A 15,460-nucleotide genomic window follows, 5' to 3' on the forward strand; every position below is an offset into this window, starting at 1 on the left:
TCCTCCCAAATCTGAAACGTTACAGGTAGGCTAATGCAAAGCGTCTCAGAGCGCAATAAGCGAAAGCCAAGTTTTTGAGAATTGGAGCAACGTGATACATCAAACTATCGAAAAATGCTTTAAATTCATAACAATAAGCAATTATAACTATAGTATGTGATTGCCAATCCAGATAAATATCGTCTAAGGTTAAGGCCTGAAGATTTGCGGAGTTCTGCTGGAAGCTAGTTCATACGCGGAATTTTCGTAACGATACAGAAATGGTTTGCGCATCGAAGGAAGATTTTGATCGGCCGGTTGAAAATGAGCACAAAGGAAAGCGAGCAGAAGCAAGGCGTGGAAGCAGCCGAACCCCTAGAAGGCGAGCGGCCAACGTTGAAGACGATTGCCTTTATGGCGGGGCTGGGGGTGACCACTGTTTCCCGCGCTTTGAAGGATGCGCCAGAAATCGGTCAGGCGACCAAAAATCGCGTGCAGTTGATCGCCAAGCAGATTGGCTATCGACCCAATCGTGCCGGCGTGCGCCTGCGTACCGGCAAGACCAATGTTATCAGTCTCGTTCTCAACGCTCAGTCCTCGATCATGGGGCTCACATCCAATCTGGTTTACGGCATTTCAGAAGTGCTGTCGCAGACACCCTACCACCTGACGGTCACGCCCTATTCGCTCGAAAATGATCCGATGCAGCCGATCCGCTATATCGTCGAAACCGGCTCGGCAGACGGGATCATCATGTCGCGCACGGAACCCAACGATGCCCGTGTCCGCTACCTCACCGAGCATGGCATTCCGTTTGCAACACATGGCCGGACCGAGATGGGGATCGAGCACCCGTTCCACGATTTCGACAATGAGGCTTTTGCTTATTTATCGGTGAAGAGCCTGCTGGCAAAGGGACGGCGCAAGATCGCCATGCTTGCCGGACCCTCGCCTGCGGTCACTTACTACCGGCATCTCGATCGCGGTTTTTCGCGTGGCGTCGAGGAAGGCGGTGCTACAGCTGTTGCCTTCTCCGGGATCGACGTCGATACCTCGCTTGGTCGCATTCGCGACCGGATGGAGGAGATCATGTCGGGATCCAATCGTCCGGATGGTATCGTCTGTTGCAGTGGCGGCGCGGCAATCGCCCTAGTTGCGGGCATCGAGGCGGCAGGATTGAAGATCGGCGAAGATGTGGATCTTGTCTCGAAGCAATCAACCGATGTCCTGCAATGGTTTCGTCCGCAGATCATCGTGTTCAATGAAGATGTTCGCCATGCCGGGCGTGAACTGGCTCGCGCCGTGTTGCGACGGATAGCCGGTGTTGACGCACGGGAATTGCAGAGTCTCAGCTACCCGGACGAACACAATCTTCGCTAGCGAAGTGGTCCACGGCTATTGCTCAGGCCTCTTCCAGGCAAAGCTCGAATGTGATGCAGACCGGGTTTTCACCGCGAAGGAGTTGCCCGCGCGTGATATTGCCTCTGGTATCGACCATGATGATGTCGACATGTGTCCCGGTTGACTGGCGCGACACGAAGCCTTGTTTAACGAAGACTTCGGTTGCGATGTCGTCTACTTTCGAGCCATCGGCATAGCGCGCACCGATCAGGCTGCCTACGCCACCGCGCAAGGTTGCTGCGGCGAAGTCATGTTTCCGGCAGATCGCTTCAAGGGCCCCGACGATGTCCTCATTTGGACCAACACGCGCGATCACGATGCGCGGACCATTGTTGACGGTAATTGTCTTTTCTGAAGCCACTGGGTGAAACAGCGTGAAGGCGGTCTCTTCATCAGGCTCCGACACCATCCGCACTTCCTCGACGCCCCATGCAGTAGCGCGAATGGGCTGGCTGATGATCGTTTCATGCGGCAGGACATGCCCAGCGCCGCGCTTGCCATCGCGCTCGGTCCAGATGGCATGGCAATGGATAAAGGGGGCGTCGTCACGCTCGCCAAAGGTAACATTACCGTTCTCAAGTTGCGTTTCGCCAGCAGGTGAAAACACGTCGCTATACCAAGCCGCGTGATGTCCGTCGGTCGATAGCGCCGGCATGAGGTAGTGGAATGGCGCAAATGTGCCACCGTCGAGAACAAGCGAGGCCGCCGTGATGCCGGCTGCCCGAAGTGGTCTGGCAATGGCCTCGTTGATGCTTAAGCCAGGTTCGAGTGTGAATTCAAAGCGGCGGCGGACGCCCTCAAAGCTCTCGAAGCGTTCTGAACGCGCTAGTCCAGGTTGTCGCAGAAAGCGTTCAGACACCGGCCACCGCCGAAAGCCATCGAAGGATGTATCCCATGATATAGATCTGAACTCCTCTCGAATTCGGTTCATATGCTGTCGAATTGTGGCATAGTTCCATAGACGAACAAAATGTTCCACAATATGGATCAAACGAGGAATCAGGGATGGAGCGACAGGTCAGGCCGATGACCGGACTCAATGGTTCGCAAAGCGTCGACAGGGCGCTCGGGCTTTTGAGTCTTGTGAGCTATTCCGGTGATGACGGCAGCACGCTGACCGATATCGTAGAACAAAGCGGACTGAACAAACCGACGGCGCGGCGTCTTCTTTTGGCACTCATACGCTCTGGTCTGCTGGAACAGGACACTTTGACCCGGCGATACTATCTCGGTCAGGAAGCCTACGTACTTGGAACCCTTGCGACGCGGCGTTACGGCCTGCTGCAAATCTCCCGGGATAGTCTTGGTTTTCTGTCGGCGAAAACGCAGGACACCAGCTTTCTTTCCATCCAGCGCGATAGCTACTCGGTCTGTCTACATCGCGAGGAGGGCACTTACCCAATCCGTACTCATGCGCTGCAGGCCGGCTATCGCCATCCCTTGGGGGTGGGCGCGGGATCTCTGGCGATCTTGGCAGCGATGTCCGACGACGAGATTGAAGGCATTCTAGGTGTGAATGAAGCCGCGCTCCTGGCAGAATATCCAAATCTTTACCCTGACCGTATCCGCGCTGATATTGCAGCGGCACGGGAAAACGGCTTTGCCCTCAATCCCGGGCTTATTCTTACCAATTCCTGGGGCATCGGTCTGGCCATTCGATATCCGGATGGGCGGCCAGCTGGCGCCCTTAGCATTGCCGCTATCGACAGCCGCATGCAGCCTGCACGTCAAACGGAACTGGCAGCCTTGATGCGAAGTGAGACCAGGAAAATCGAAGCCCGGCTGGCGCATCTCCAGCCCCCGAATGATCGGCCAAAGCCGCCACACGCTTCGAAGGTGTCGATATGACTGCGAAACATGGATTGGTAGTCGAACCCATGTCGAAACGGGTGATGAACCTTTACGGCTTTCTCGCCCAATCGGCACGCCGCTTCCCGAACGAGATTGCATTTGTCTGGGGGGAAAAAACATGGAACTGGGCGCAACTGCAGCGGCGGGTCAATGCCATGGCTGCAGCGTTGCATAAGGAATTTGGCGTGGTCAAAGGCGACCGAATTCTCATTCAGTCGCAAAATTGCAACCAGATGTTCGAATCCATGTTCGCCTGCTTTCAGCTGGGAGCGGTGTGGGTTCCGACCAATTTCAGGCAGACACCTGACGAGGTCGCCTATCTCGCTGCTGCCAGTGGTGCGAAAGGTATGGTCTGCGGGCATTCGTTCCCAAAGCATGTCGAGGCCTGCCGCCAAGCGTGTGCCGAACTGAAATTTGTCATTGCAATCGGAAAAGCCGATTTTGCTGAGGATTACGACGACATTATAGATCGTTTCGATGGCGAAACGGTTGCAACTACCGCTGTCGATCATGATGATCCGTGCTGGTTCTTTTTCACCTCCGGCACAACGGGGCGGCCAAAGGCTGCAGTCCTCGCCCATGGCCAGATGGCATTCGTCATAACCAATCATCTATGCGACTTGATGCCGGGCACGACGCGTCATGACGCATCGCTCGTGGTCGCGCCGCTATCTCACGGAGCAGGTATCCACCAGCTGACGCAGGTAGCCAGAGGCGCGAAAACCGTCCTGCTGCCGACAGAAAAGTTGGATATTGCCGAAGCCTGGCGGCTCCTCGAAAAATGGCGTGTGAGCAACATGTTCACTGTGCCGACTATCCTCAAAATGCTGACCGAACACCCTGCCGTACAGGAACGGGACCACTCGTCATTGCGTTATGTGATCTATGCGGGTGCGCCCATGTACCGGACCGACCAGATCCATGCCCTGAAGACATTGGGGCCAGTTATCGTGCAATATTTCGGGCTGGGTGAGGTGACCGGCAATATCACCGTGCTGCCTGCCGCCGAGCATCATTTGGAAGATACCGCCGATACCCGATCCGGCACTTGCGGTTACGCGCGCATTGGAATGCAGATATCGATCCAGAATGATGACGGCAATGAGGTGTCGCCGGGCATAACCGGCGAGATTTGCGTGATCGGTCCCGCAGTTTTCGCCGGCTACTACAATAATCCGGAGGCTAATGCGAAAGCCTTCCGCAATGGCTGGTTCCGCACCGGCGATCTTGGACACATGGACGAGGCTGGGTTTCTCTTCATCACCGGAAGAGCCTCGGACATGTATATTTCCGGCGGCTCCAATATCTATCCGCGCGAGATCGAGGAGAAGATATTGACACATCCGGATATCAGCGAAGTCGCAGTGCTGGGTATTTCGGATCCGGTATGGGGCGAGGTCGGGCTCGCGGTCTGCGTTGCTCGCCCCGGCAGCACGCCGGAGGCTGAGGAGATCATCGCTTGGCTTGGCGACAAGATGGCTCGCTACAAACTACCGAAACGGCTTGTCTTCTGGCCGGAGATGCCGAAATCCGCCTATGGCAAAATTGCCAAGAAGCTGATCCGGGAAGAGCTCATCAAGCGCAATGAGCTTAACGGCTTGGAACAGTAACTTTCGGAACCGATCGGCCAATTGCAGCCGAAGGTTTGTAACCCCCACCTGTCATCTAATTATGCTGCAACGCAGCAAATTGGTTGCATTGCAGCAAAAATCGCGTACCTTGTAAGAATCGGGAGGAGCAACTGTTCACAAGGGGATGCCAGCATGCTCCAGGTTGTAATATTAATCTGCTCAACCAGCTTATCGCCGGTCGACTGCCAGTCCAACACGGCACTGGATGTAATTGTCGGGCCGCAGACCAGCAATGCGATGATGTGCGGGCTGCAAGGCCAGGCTTTTGTAGCACGCACAGCCATCGTCGGACGCTCGCCCAATGAGTATATCAAGATCAGATGTTCGCCGTTGAAGCCCATAAAGGCCGCTCTACGACAATAGTATCAAATACCCGAGACGCGCCTTAGTTAGAGTCCCTGTTGTCGTTCAGGATTTCGCGCTTGCCGACATGATTGGCGGGACCAACGAGCCCTTCCTTTTCCATGCGCTCCACCAGCGAAGCGGCGCGGTTATAGCCAATCTGCAGGCGTCGCTGGATATATGATGTCGAGCATTTCTTGTCGCGCAGCATGACTTTCACCGCCTGATCATAAAGCTCGTTGCCGTCTTCGGCGGCAACGCCGCCTTTGTCGAAGACCGCGCTGTCGTCGCCGTCTGCGTCTTCCTCATCACTTTCGTCAGCAGTGACAGTATCAAGATAATCCGGTTGGCCTTGCGCTTTCAGATGCGCAACGATCTTTTCAACTTCTTCGTCTGAAACGAAGGGCCCGTGGACGCGCGCGATGCGGCCACCGCCGACCATATGCAGCATGTCGCCCTGGCCGAGCAGTTGCTCGGCACCCTGTTCACCAAGAATGGTGCGGCTATCGATCTTGGACGTCACTTGAAACGAGATACGCGTGGGGAAATTCGCCTTGATCGTACCCGTTATCACGTCGACAGACGGACGTTGCGTTGCCATGATCAAATGAATGCCGGCGGCGCGGGCCATCTGGGCGAGACGCTGGATCGCGCCTTCGATGTCCTTGCCTGCCACCATCATCAAGTCGGCCATCTCGTCGACGATGATGACGATATACGGCATCGGCGTCAGGTCCATGGCCTCTTGCTGATATTGAGCCTCGCCGGTTCCTTTGTCGAAGCCGGTCTGCACGGTACACATCACCGTCTCGCCCTTTTCCTTTGCGCTGGTAACGCGGGCGTTGAAACCATCGATATTGCGCACGCCGAGCTTGGACATTTTCCGGTAACGGTCTTCCATCTCGCGCACGGCCCATTTGAGCGCCATGACGGCCTTCTTCGGATCGGTGACGACCGGCGTCAGAAGATGCGGGATGCCGTCATAGATGGACAGTTCAAGCATTTTCGGATCGACCATGATCAGGCGGCACTCATCCGGTGTGAGCCGGTAGAGCAGCGACAGGATCATGGTGTTGATGGCGACCGACTTGCCGGAACCGGTCGTACCGGCGACGAGCAGATGCGGCATCTTGGCGAGTTCCGCGATCACAGGCTCACCGCCAATGGTCTTGCCGAGGCAAAGCGCGAGTTTGAACCTGGTCTTGTCGAAATTGTCCGATGCAACCATCTCGCGCAGATAGACGGTTTCTCGCATTGCATTGGGCAATTCAATGCCGATGACGTTGCGCCCGGGAACAACCGCAACACGTGCAGACAGCGCAGACATGGAGCGGGCGATGTCGTCGGCAAGACCGATGACACGCGAGGACTTCACGCCTGGCGCCGGTTCGAATTCATAGAGTGTCACGACAGGGCCCGGTCGCACATGGATGATCTCGCCGCGAATGCCGAAGTCTTCCAGCACGCTTTCGAGAAGCCCGGCGTTCTGCTCGAGCGTTTCCTGCGAAATGGTGACGGCATCATGCGTGACCGCTTCCTGCAGCAGGGTTATGGGAGGTTTTTCGTAAGTGCCGTGCTGGATCGGAAAAATGCGTGGTTCGACGGGACCCGCGACCGCAATCTGCCGTGGAGGGAGCGGGGACTGAACCGGTGCAATGTCTCGGCGCCGTGTGATGGTGCGCTGAGGAGTGACGGCGGAAACAGGTTCGGGAATTGCGTTCGAACCCACGTCAACAATGTCAACCCTCTCCAGTCGCTGTTCTGGCGATGGCTTTTCAGGCTGATGGTGTTCAATGGGCGCTGGGTCGAGCGGCGGCGACGCCAGCTGCGACTTGGGCGCTTCGCCAAGGGGTCGGGGCTTGTTGTACTCAACCACGCGAAACCGGGCGGTGATCTCGTCGGGGCTGAACCTTGGCATTGGCTTGACAGGGGTAGCAGCTGCAACTGGCGCAATCCCTCCAATAAAGTCCGCAGATTCAAAGAACGCATAATCCGACACATAAGCCAATGGCGAGTCGTTGGACGACGGCGCTTTTGTTTCCGTGACGACCTTGGCAAGAGCCGGGGCGTGCGGGACGGCAACCGCGAGAGGGTCGGCCGGTATCGCTTGGCCGAAGAGGAGAGAACCTTCCGGCGCGAGGTCGCGAACGCGACGGGGTGTGATGGTTGCATCCGGTTTCGTCAGCGAATTTCCAGCGGCCGAACGTTTTTCATCCATTGCCGCCTTCGGCGCTCCTGCTGCTTCGTTCGGTGCCGGGTCTTTGCTTTTCAGGAGCTCGCTGTCGGGTGTCCGGGTGAAACGGACATTTTCGGACAGCGAGAACATACGCTTGGAGATCGGGGCGGAGGACGCATCCGCATCAAATTTACCCCAACTCTGTGCCGGTGCGGGCTTCGTCACGGGCACCGGCCTCTGCGACCCGGGCGGAGTGGTTGGGCGTTTGACCACGACGCTCTCATAAAGAGCGGTCGAATTTGCATTGGCGAGGTCTACAGGGCGCGCCAATGGAACCAGCGGGCGAATCAATTCTTCCCCGGTTTGGCTCTCAAACTCATATTCATCTGCTTTTATTGGAAAATTTGTTCTGGGGATACGCATGATGCCTGCAAGCGGAACGATGTGAAATTACCTAACGGGCCTCTTATTTGAATAGAAAGCCAAGGTTAACAAGTCGCTACTTTTGCGGCTCCGGTTCGCCTATTTCAATCCAACCTCATCCCCCTCTAAGTCGTACCAGACTTTCGACCGCTTCCGATTGGCGACTTACGCCATGGAGGTGTATTTTTCTGATCTATTTGCTCCAGTTTAATCGTTGTAGCGTGCCAAGGATCGCCGAGCGATCAAAAATCAGCAGGACGAACTGCCAGAATTCATGCGTAATAGTTGGAGATTCCGTGCTACGAATTCGCTTTCGATAATCCACGTGATTTTTACATCAGAAAGCAGTTTGTAATGGCGATCAAATTCGCATTGAAAGATACCAGTCCGAAGTCCGCTACGGGCGATAAGGCCAAATCCCAAATCGAAGCGAAGTCGACGGAACCACTCGCCTCAAGTTCCACTGATGGCGGATCGATGGAACAATCGTCCGATACCGATCTCTTTGAGGCCAAGCCAGCTGATCAGAAACGCAAAAAGAAGAAGTGGTAAGACTTGCCACAGCTTGCCTCCAAAATGGTTAATTTGCGTTAACTATAAAGTTCTTGACGCGACTCGGTCCTTCCCTCAGTTTGGTTACGGTTTTTGAGGGTAACAGGCCAAATAAGCGTTACACAGATTTTGCGGTGTTAGTATCGAGCTGCAGCGTTAAATTGTTGTCCAGCGTTACCCTTTTGGTTTTTCTGTCGAATCGGCGCATCATCCCCGTGCGCGGTCAGGCAGTCGATTAAACAGGCGCACAGGATCAACACGTGACTTTAATGAATACGGCACAGACAAACCGGACTGTTGACGCCCAGTTACAAGGCGCTCCATCCCTGTCTGTTGCCTTGCCGGCTGATCGGGCGATAGCGGCGGATGCGGAAATGCTGTCGGCGCAATTGCAGGCTATGCGCAACCGGCTATTCCCTCCGACTGCCCAAAAGACCTTGCGCAAATTCACCAGTGGCGAGGCTGCGAAGCTGATTGGCGTGTCCGACGGTTATCTGCGGCAGCTTTCCATTGCGGGCGAGGGGCCGCAGCCGGAAACCGGAAGCGGCGGCCGCAGGCTTTATACGCTTGCCGAGATCAATGCGCTGCGCCGGCATCTGGCGGAGGCCGGCGGCACCAAGGCGAAAACCTATTTGCCGCATCGCGACCCCAGCGCCAATGAGCACATGCAGGTCATTGCAGTCACCAATTTCAAGGGTGGCTCCGGCAAGACGACGACAAGTGCGCATCTGGCGCAACATCTGGCCATGGCGGGCTTTCGGGTGCTCGCTGTCGATCTCGATCCGCAGGCATCGATGTCGGCACTCTTCGGTTATCAACCGGAACTGGACCTCACCGGCAATGACACGCTCTACGGTGCAATCCGCTATGATGGCGAACGCCGGCTGCTGCGTGACATCATCTGCAAGACCTATTTCGATGGTCTCGATCTCATCCCCGGCAATCTCGAACTGCAGGAGTTCGAACACACGACCCCGCAAATGCTGGCGGACCGGCAGCATGGCACGCAACAGAGTGTCGAGCAGCAATTGTTCTTCGCGCGTGTTCAGGCAGCGCTGGATACGGTTTCGGATGACTATGATGTCGTCGTTATCGACTGCCCCCCGCAGCTCGGGTTCCTGACACTTTCGGCGCTCTGTGCAGCAACATCGGTTCTGGTGACAGTCCACCCGCAGATGCTCGACGTCGCGTCCATGAGCCAGTTCCTGTTCATGACGGCAGATCTTCTCGCCGTTGTTCGCGAAGCGGGCGGCGAACTCAATTTCGACTTCATGCGTTATCTCATTACGCGCTTTGAACCCAATGATGCACCTCAGCAGCAGATCGCCGGTTTCCTGCGATCGTTGTTCGGCGAGCGCGTGCTGACGAACTCGGTGGTCAAATCCACTGCTTTCTCCGATGCGGGCCTGACCAAGCAGACGCTTTATGAGGTTTCCCGCGACAGCTTCACCCGCGCCACATATGACCGCGCGTTTGAATCGCTGACTTCCGTCAACTCTGAGATCCAGGGCCTGATCTTCAAGGCCTGGAACAGACCGGGGTGAGGGCGCGATGATGGCCGACAAGAATCGCAGGGATCAGCTCAAGGCGCTGTTCGAGACAGTAGAGACAATCCCGACGCCCGAGCAGAAGCCAGCCGAGTTGGCCCCAACGCGGCAGAGCGCTTCGGTCGAGCCGCTGAAGCCGCGTGCCGCTTCAGGCGCGATCAAGGCGATGGGGCTGTCGCTGGGCGGCATCTCGCGGGAGATCGAGGATGCGCGGCGGCTGAAGGAGAGCTTCGAGGGCAGCGAGCGGGTGGTTGATCTCGATCCGGCGCTGGTCGAGAGTTCATTTATCGAAGATCGGCTCAGTCACGATTCAGGATCAGACGAGAGCTTCGAGGAACTGGTCGAGAGTATTCGGCAGAATGGCCAGCAGGTTCCAATCCTCGTTCGGCCGCATCCGGAAAAGCAGGGCTATTACCAGACAGCTTACGGCCATCGCCGCCTGCGCGCCGCTGCCCGTATAGCCAAGCCCGTCCAGGCTATAGTCCGCAATCTGACCGATGTGCAGCTTGTTCTGGCGCAGGGCAAGGAAAACACCGAGCGGCGGGATCTTTCTTTTATCGAACGCGCTTTCTTCGCCCACAATCTCGTCGAGCGGGGCTTCGAGCGCGGCCTGGTGCAAGATGCGTTATCCCTGGACAAGGCCGAGATGACGCGGTTTCTGCAGGTCGCGGCAGCCGTACCGGTGCCGATTGTGCGTGCCATCGGCCCGGCACCGAAAATCGGCCGGCCACGCTGGGTCAGGTTTGCTGAGTTGCTTAAATCGGACAGCGCGCGTCGAAGCGCATTGGATGAGATCGCACTTGATGTATTCAAGGCTGCTGACAGCAATTCGCGCTTCAACCGGGTTTTTGAACGTTTGCTGAAACAGGTTGAGCCCGTTGCAGCCCCTGCACGAAATGCACCACCGGACACTATCCAGCAAAGCAGCAGCGACAAAGGTAGCTCAATTGCTGAATTGCATTTCGACGGAGGAAAGCGAGTTCTCACCTTTGCCGAGCATGTGCCGAGTGGGTTTGCCGAGTTTGTAGCTGGTGAACTCGATAGGCTTTTGAACCGCTACAAGAGCGAAAAGCCGGGCTGAGACCATCGGCTCCCTTAGTTTTGTGTAAGCGTTAAACCAAAGGACAAAGAGAAGGAACAACGGCAAGAAAAAAGGCCCCCAGAACGTTACCGCCCCGGAAGCCCTCTTCAATGTAGCAATTCGAGAGAATCACTTCCACTCAGACTTGTCAAGAGTCGGACGCGTTCCGGCATGCCTTTTCATTGCCTCAACTTGAGGTAAAGGACCATGACCGATCGTTTTGCAACGACGCCGTTTGGCGGTCGTTCGCTGTCGCACGCCATGTTTGCCGTGCAAGAAAAGACGGCGCGCGCCCGTAAAAAACTGGCGGGTACCGACAGAAATCACCCGGAAAAGTGGGCGCTTTTGCGGTCATTGACGGAGGCGCGTACTGCGTTTTTCCTTTCCGATCGCACGATTGCCGTTCTGGAAGCGCTGTTGAGCTTCTATCCGGAAACGCTGCTCGACGGCAGCACACCACTTATTGTCTTTCCTTCCAACGCTGAGCTTTCCATGCGCACCCGCGGCATGTCTTCGGCGACGATACGCAGGCACCTGGCGGCTCTCGTCGAGACCGGGTTGATCATTCGCCGCGATAGTCCCAATGGCAAGCGCTACGCGCGTCGCGGCGAATCCGGCGACATCGAGCGTGCCTTTGGCTTCGACCTTTCGCCGCTGGCCTTGAGAGCTGACGAGATCGAGGTCCATGCGGTGCAGGCACGCGATTTGGCACGGGCAATCCACCGCGTGCGCAGCGAGATCACCATCCATCTGCGCGATGTTTCAAAGACGATTGATGCTGGTTTAGGCGAGGAGCGTTCGGGTGATTGGGAAACCTACGCGGATGAGTTGGCCGCGCTCTCAGGACGAGTAAGCCGGCATCTGCCGTTGGAGATGCTTCGCGTGCGGTGTGATGCCCTTGCGAGCTTGAGAGTGAGGGTTGAAAAAACCTATCTGGAATCCCTGTCAGATAAAGAAATGAGCGTCAGTGACTCTTCTTTTGAGCAGCATATACAGAATTCAAATATAGACTACCACTTTGAAAGAGCCACAGAAAAAGGCCAGAAGCAATCCGCTGAGCTACAGACTGAAAATAACGAGCCCGGACGAATAGTCGCGTTGAACAAGATACGAAAGCGGTTGGAAACGGCGCGGCGAATTAAAAAACACGGTGAGGGCGGGGCGGTCGATGATTGGCCGCAACTTGAAACAAAATCGGTTCCGATGCCGTTGAAGGCTGTGTTGAGCGCCTGTCCGCAGATCGCCGATTATGCCCGCGACGGTATCGAGGACTGGCGTGACCTGATGCAGACGGCGGGACTGGTCCGCTCAATGCTCGGTGTATCCCCCGATGCATGGGAAAGGGCGCGCGAAGCCATGGGCGAGATCAACGCCTCGATCACAATCGCTGCCATTCTTGAACGTATCGGTGAAATCCGTTCGCCCGGCGGCTATCTGCGGGCGCTGACAGACCGCGCTGAAATTGGCCAGTATTCGGTGCTACCAGTGATCAAGGCGTTACGGGGAGACGGCCGTGCGTAAGGCTTCCGCCGCATGGAAAAGGGTGCCGACGCACCCCCACACGTTTATTGGGTCACGCGATTGCGATCAGCGCGACGTCAGATTGTCTGGCAGATCGCGATTGTGGAACTTGCGGAAAAGATCGCGCAGCGTGCCATTGGCGAAGTTGGTCTTCACCCAGCCGTTGAGCCATTCCTGCAGTGGCTTTTCACCCTTCGGGATGGCGATTCCGAGATTGGTCTCGGCCTGTGTGAATTTGAGTTCCAGGGGCTTGGCTGTCCGCTTGGCATTGATCCCGCCGAGAACCGCCGATTGGCTTGAAATGATGTCAACCTGCCCGGTAACCGCGGCGGTAATCAGTGTCGCATCGTCCTCGAAGCGCACGATCTGGGCACCGGGGGCATTCTTGGTGATGTCCATGTCGTTCGTCGTGGCGCGGGTTACGCCGATGCGCTTGCCGGCAAGGTCGGCGTAACTTTTGATATCGACGTCCTTCGGTGCGGCCACGATGATGCTCAGCGTTGCATAGGGAACTGAGTAGTCGATGGCCTTCTTGCGCTCTTCGGTGATACCGAGCGCCGATACGAGGAGATCGGCCTTGCCGGTCTGAACGGTTGGAACACGGGCGGCATTGGTGATTTCTACGAGTTCGAGCTTCGCGCCAAGATCCTTGGCTATGAGCCGCGCAGTTTCGACGTCCGAGCCCGTCGCAGTCATCTCCCCGTCGACGAATGAATATTCCGGGCTGCCCATGGCGACTGCGATGCGCACTTTGCCGGATTTCTTTATGTTTTCAAGAACGTCCGCTTGCGCTGCCGAGGCCAGCACCATCAGCGCTGCGGTCGTCGCCACCGCAAATTTCATCATTATCTTCATTGTCTCTCTCCCTTGTTTAAGATTGATTTGGTGTCAAAGATCGTTCGCCAGAAAGTCCTTCAGCTCCTGGGTTTCGGGTCGCATTAGCATGTCCCCCGTACCGGTCTCCCAGACACGGCCGGTATTCATGTAGATGACGCGGTTTGCGACTTTGCGGGCAAAGGCCATTTCGTGGGTAACCACGATCATGGTCATGCCGCCCTTGGCGAGATCTTCCATGACGCGCAGTACTTCGCCTGTCAGTTGCGGATCGAGCGCGGATGTCACTTCGTCGAACAGCATCACCTTTGGCTGCATGGCGAGCGAGCGGGCGATCGCCACCCGCTGTTGTTGCCCTCCGGACAATTGTTCCGGATAGGCATCGATCTTCTGCAGGAGCCCGACTTTGGCAAGGACTGCCTTTGCGGTCTCCATGGCCTCGCTGCGGGAAACATTCTTGACGCGGCGAAGTGCAAGCATGATGTTTTCGGCGACATTCATGTGCGGGAACAGATTGTAGCTCTGGAAGACCATGCCAACGTCCTGGCGTAGTGTCCGGATATTGAGCTGAAGGGATTCCACGTGGTGACCGCAGACTTCGATCGAGCCGCCCTGAATCGTTTCCAAACGGTTGATGCAGCGTAGCGCTGTGCTCTTGCCCGATCCGGACTGGCCGATCAGCGCGACAACTTCACCTGGAGCAACATCGAAGGAAACGCCTTTCAAGACCTCGATATTGCCGAAACGCTTGATGACTTCGTTCAGTTTAACGGCGGCCGACATTCAATTTCCTCTCAAGCGAACGGCTCCAGACCGAAAGCGGGTAGCAGACGCAGAAATAGAAAGCGGCCGCGATACCGAAGACGAGAAACGGCTGGAAAAGCGAATTGTTGATGACCTGCGCTGCACGGGTCAGCTCGACAAAGCCAACCACAGACGCAAGCGATGTATTTTTGATCAACTGGACCATGAAGCCCACGGTCGGCGGCGTCGCGATGCGCATTGCCTGCGGCAGGATCACGTCTGTCAGCGTTTGCCACCTTGTGAGCGCAAGGCATTCTGCCGCTTCGAATTGCGTGCGCGGTACGGATTCGACGCAGCCGCGCCAGATTTCGCCAAGATAGGCGCTGGAATAGATCATCATGCCGATACCGGCTGCTGCCAGTGGCGGAACTTCAACGCCGACAACACCGAGGCCAAAATAGATCACGAACATCAGGATCAGCAGGGGCGTACCCTGGATGAACTGGACATAGACCAGTGCGAGCCGCCGCAACCAACGCATGGTCGATGTACGGGCGAGCATGACAAAGAAGCCAGCAATGCCGCCAAGCACAAATGCCAAAGCCGAAAGGACGACCGTCCAGAGGAGACCGTTGAGAAGATAGATGAGATGATTGGTTGTGAAGCCGCCTGTCATGATCGGACCCTCACAACGGTGTGCCGAGCCGACGGCGGCGCGGGAAAATGCCAAGGGCGACCAGATAGAAGCCGATGCGCAACAAGTACGTAATCACCAGGTAAAGGATCGCGATGACGATATAGGTCTCGAAGGAGCGGAAAGTGTAGGACTGGATATTATTGGCGACGCCTGTCAGTTCTTCCGCCGAAATCTGCGATGTGATGGACGTCGACAGCATCATCAGGATGAACTGGCTGGTCAGTGCCGGATAAACGCGCTCGATCGCCGGCATGAGGATGATGTCGCGATAAATCTGGAACCTCGAAAGACCGAGCGCCTCGGCTGCTTCGATCTGACTTGGGTGCACTGCTTCCATGCCGGCGCGAACGATCTCCGCCGTATAGGCCCCGACATTAATGACCATTGCGAAGACAGACGCGAAGAACACCGGCATGGTGATGCCAATGGAGGAAAGCCCGAAGAAAATGAAAAATATCTGCACAATAAACGGCGTATTCCGCACGATTTCAATGTAAATTCCGATGACAAGTCGCAACCAGGCATAGCTGCTGCGGCGAGCAATCGCGCACAGAATACCAATCACCAAGCCAATCGCTACGGCAACGACGGTCATCTCGATAGTCGTGAGCGCACCTTCGAGAAAGCTTCGCCAGTAGGGGATAAGGGCACTGAAATCAAACTGATAGTTCACCGCGGTTG

At 56.3% G+C, this 15,460-nt stretch carries 14 protein-coding genes; 7 read left to right on the forward strand and 7 right to left on the reverse strand.

Annotation, left to right across the window (positions count from 1 at the left end; translation table 11 throughout):
- Positions 1-303 precede the first annotated feature (303 nt).
- On the forward strand, positions 304-1,359 hold the full coding sequence (locus ACSQ3H_RS31435; protein WP_436120952.1) for a LacI family transcriptional regulator: 1,056 nt from the start codon (positions 304-306) through the stop codon (positions 1,357-1,359).
- Positions 1,360-1,381: 22 nt separating this feature from the next.
- Here the strand turns inward: ACSQ3H_RS31435 and ACSQ3H_RS31440 are convergent, their stop codons facing one another.
- Entirely contained in the window at positions 1,382-2,239 is an 858-nt protein-coding gene (locus ACSQ3H_RS31440; protein WP_436120953.1) for a PCC domain-containing protein, read from the reverse strand.
- Between the two features lie 167 nt (positions 2,240-2,406).
- Between ACSQ3H_RS31440 and ACSQ3H_RS31445 the strand changes: the two genes are divergently transcribed.
- The gene (locus ACSQ3H_RS31445; protein WP_436120954.1) at positions 2,407-3,228 is read left to right on the forward strand and encodes an IclR family transcriptional regulator; all 822 of its coding nucleotides are present in this window, start codon (positions 2,407-2,409) and stop codon (positions 3,226-3,228) included.
- Positions 3,225-4,841 carry an acyl-CoA synthetase gene (locus ACSQ3H_RS31450; protein ID WP_436120955.1) on the forward strand — a complete coding sequence of 539 codons (1,617 nt, stop codon included), beginning with the start codon at positions 3,225-3,227 and terminating at the stop codon, positions 4,839-4,841. Before ACSQ3H_RS31445 ends, ACSQ3H_RS31450 begins: the two co-directional genes overlap by 4 nt.
- Before the next feature lie 59 nt (positions 4,842-4,900).
- Here ACSQ3H_RS31450 and ACSQ3H_RS31455 read toward each other — a convergent pair whose 3' ends face one another.
- Positions 4,901-5,203 (reverse strand): hypothetical protein, encoded by a 303-nt coding sequence (locus ACSQ3H_RS31455; RefSeq protein WP_436120956.1) that lies wholly within the window; start codon positions 5,201-5,203, stop codon positions 4,901-4,903.
- A 44-nt stretch (positions 5,204-5,247) separates the two neighbouring features.
- A complete protein-coding gene (locus tag ACSQ3H_RS31460; RefSeq protein WP_436121111.1) occupies positions 5,248-7,530 on the reverse strand; it encodes a DNA translocase FtsK in 2,283 nt (760 codons plus the stop codon).
- 627 nt (positions 7,531-8,157) lie between these two features.
- Between ACSQ3H_RS31460 and ACSQ3H_RS31465 the strand changes: the two genes are divergently transcribed.
- The 4 genes from ACSQ3H_RS31465 to repC all read left to right on the forward strand — a co-directional run bounded on the left by ACSQ3H_RS31465 (position 8,158) and on the right by repC (position 12,504).
- Positions 8,158-8,355, forward strand: a complete 198-nt coding sequence (locus ACSQ3H_RS31465; protein ID WP_436120957.1) for a hypothetical protein — start codon at positions 8,158-8,160, stop codon at positions 8,353-8,355.
- Between the two features lie 269 nt (positions 8,356-8,624).
- On the forward strand, positions 8,625-9,899 hold the full coding sequence (gene repA, locus ACSQ3H_RS31470) for a plasmid partitioning protein RepA (RefSeq protein WP_436121112.1): 1,275 nt from the start codon (positions 8,625-8,627) through the stop codon (positions 9,897-9,899).
- Between the two features lie 7 nt (positions 9,900-9,906).
- Positions 9,907-10,983: a plasmid partitioning protein RepB gene (gene repB / locus ACSQ3H_RS31475; RefSeq protein WP_436120958.1), complete on the forward strand. Its 1,077-nt coding sequence runs from the start codon at positions 9,907-9,909 to the stop codon at positions 10,981-10,983.
- A 207-nt stretch (positions 10,984-11,190) separates the two neighbouring features.
- Positions 11,191-12,504 (forward strand): plasmid replication protein RepC, encoded by a 1,314-nt coding sequence (gene repC, locus ACSQ3H_RS31480; protein WP_436120959.1) that lies wholly within the window; start codon positions 11,191-11,193, stop codon positions 12,502-12,504.
- Between the two features lie 66 nt (positions 12,505-12,570).
- On the opposite strand, the gene ACSQ3H_RS31485 is transcribed toward repC, so the two are convergent.
- Genes ACSQ3H_RS31485 through ACSQ3H_RS31500 form a run of 4 tightly spaced genes read right to left on the reverse strand, consistent with a single transcriptional unit; the run spans position 12,571 to position 15,452 of the window.
- The gene (locus tag ACSQ3H_RS31485; protein WP_436120960.1) at positions 12,571-13,359 is read right to left on the reverse strand and encodes a transporter substrate-binding domain-containing protein; all 789 of its coding nucleotides are present in this window, start codon (positions 13,357-13,359) and stop codon (positions 12,571-12,573) included.
- Positions 13,360-13,392: 33 nt separating this feature from the next.
- Positions 13,393-14,121 (reverse strand): amino acid ABC transporter ATP-binding protein, encoded by a 729-nt coding sequence (locus ACSQ3H_RS31490; RefSeq protein WP_436120961.1) that lies wholly within the window; start codon positions 14,119-14,121, stop codon positions 13,393-13,395.
- A complete protein-coding gene (locus tag ACSQ3H_RS31495; protein WP_436120962.1) occupies positions 14,105-14,758 on the reverse strand; it encodes an amino acid ABC transporter permease in 654 nt (217 codons plus the stop codon). Before ACSQ3H_RS31495 ends, ACSQ3H_RS31490 begins: the two co-directional genes overlap by 17 nt.
- 10 nt (positions 14,759-14,768) lie before the next feature.
- Positions 14,769-15,452: an amino acid ABC transporter permease gene (locus ACSQ3H_RS31500; protein WP_436120963.1), complete on the reverse strand. Its 684-nt coding sequence runs from the start codon at positions 15,450-15,452 to the stop codon at positions 14,769-14,771.
- Between the last annotated feature and the right edge of the window lie 8 nt (positions 15,453-15,460).

The sequence above is a fragment of the Phyllobacterium sp. LjRoot231 genome (genome assembly GCF_964253365.1).
Lineage (GTDB): Bacteria > Pseudomonadota > Alphaproteobacteria > Rhizobiales > Rhizobiaceae > Phyllobacterium.

Coding starts and splice junctions, on each gene's coding strand:
- ACSQ3H_RS31435 (WP_436120952.1), top strand. CDS start 304: ATGAGCACAAAGGAAAGCGAGCAGAAGCAAGGCGTGGAAGCAGCCGAA.
- repA (WP_436121112.1), top strand. CDS start 8,625: ATGAATACGGCACAGACAAACCGGACTGTTGACGCCCAGTTACAAGGC.
- ACSQ3H_RS31490 (WP_436120961.1), bottom strand. CDS start 14,121: ATGTCGGCCGCCGTTAAACTGAACGAAGTCATCAAGCGTTTCGGCAAT.
- repC (WP_436120959.1), top strand. CDS start 11,191: ATGACCGATCGTTTTGCAACGACGCCGTTTGGCGGTCGTTCGCTGTCG.
- ACSQ3H_RS31455 (WP_436120956.1), bottom strand. CDS start 5,203: ATGGGCTTCAACGGCGAACATCTGATCTTGATATACTCATTGGGCGAG.
- ACSQ3H_RS31445 (WP_436120954.1), top strand. CDS start 2,407: ATGACCGGACTCAATGGTTCGCAAAGCGTCGACAGGGCGCTCGGGCTT.
- ACSQ3H_RS31465 (WP_436120957.1), top strand. CDS start 8,158: ATGGCGATCAAATTCGCATTGAAAGATACCAGTCCGAAGTCCGCTACG.
- ACSQ3H_RS31460 (WP_436121111.1), bottom strand. CDS start 7,530: ATGTTCTCGCTGTCCGAAAATGTCCGTTTCACCCGGACACCCGACAGC.
- repB (WP_436120958.1), top strand. CDS start 9,907: ATGATGGCCGACAAGAATCGCAGGGATCAGCTCAAGGCGCTGTTCGAG.
- ACSQ3H_RS31495 (WP_436120962.1), bottom strand. CDS start 14,758: ATGACAGGCGGCTTCACAACCAATCATCTCATCTATCTTCTCAACGGT.
- ACSQ3H_RS31450 (WP_436120955.1), top strand. CDS start 3,225: ATGACTGCGAAACATGGATTGGTAGTCGAACCCATGTCGAAACGGGTG.
- ACSQ3H_RS31485 (WP_436120960.1), bottom strand. CDS start 13,359: ATGAAGATAATGATGAAATTTGCGGTGGCGACGACCGCAGCGCTGATG.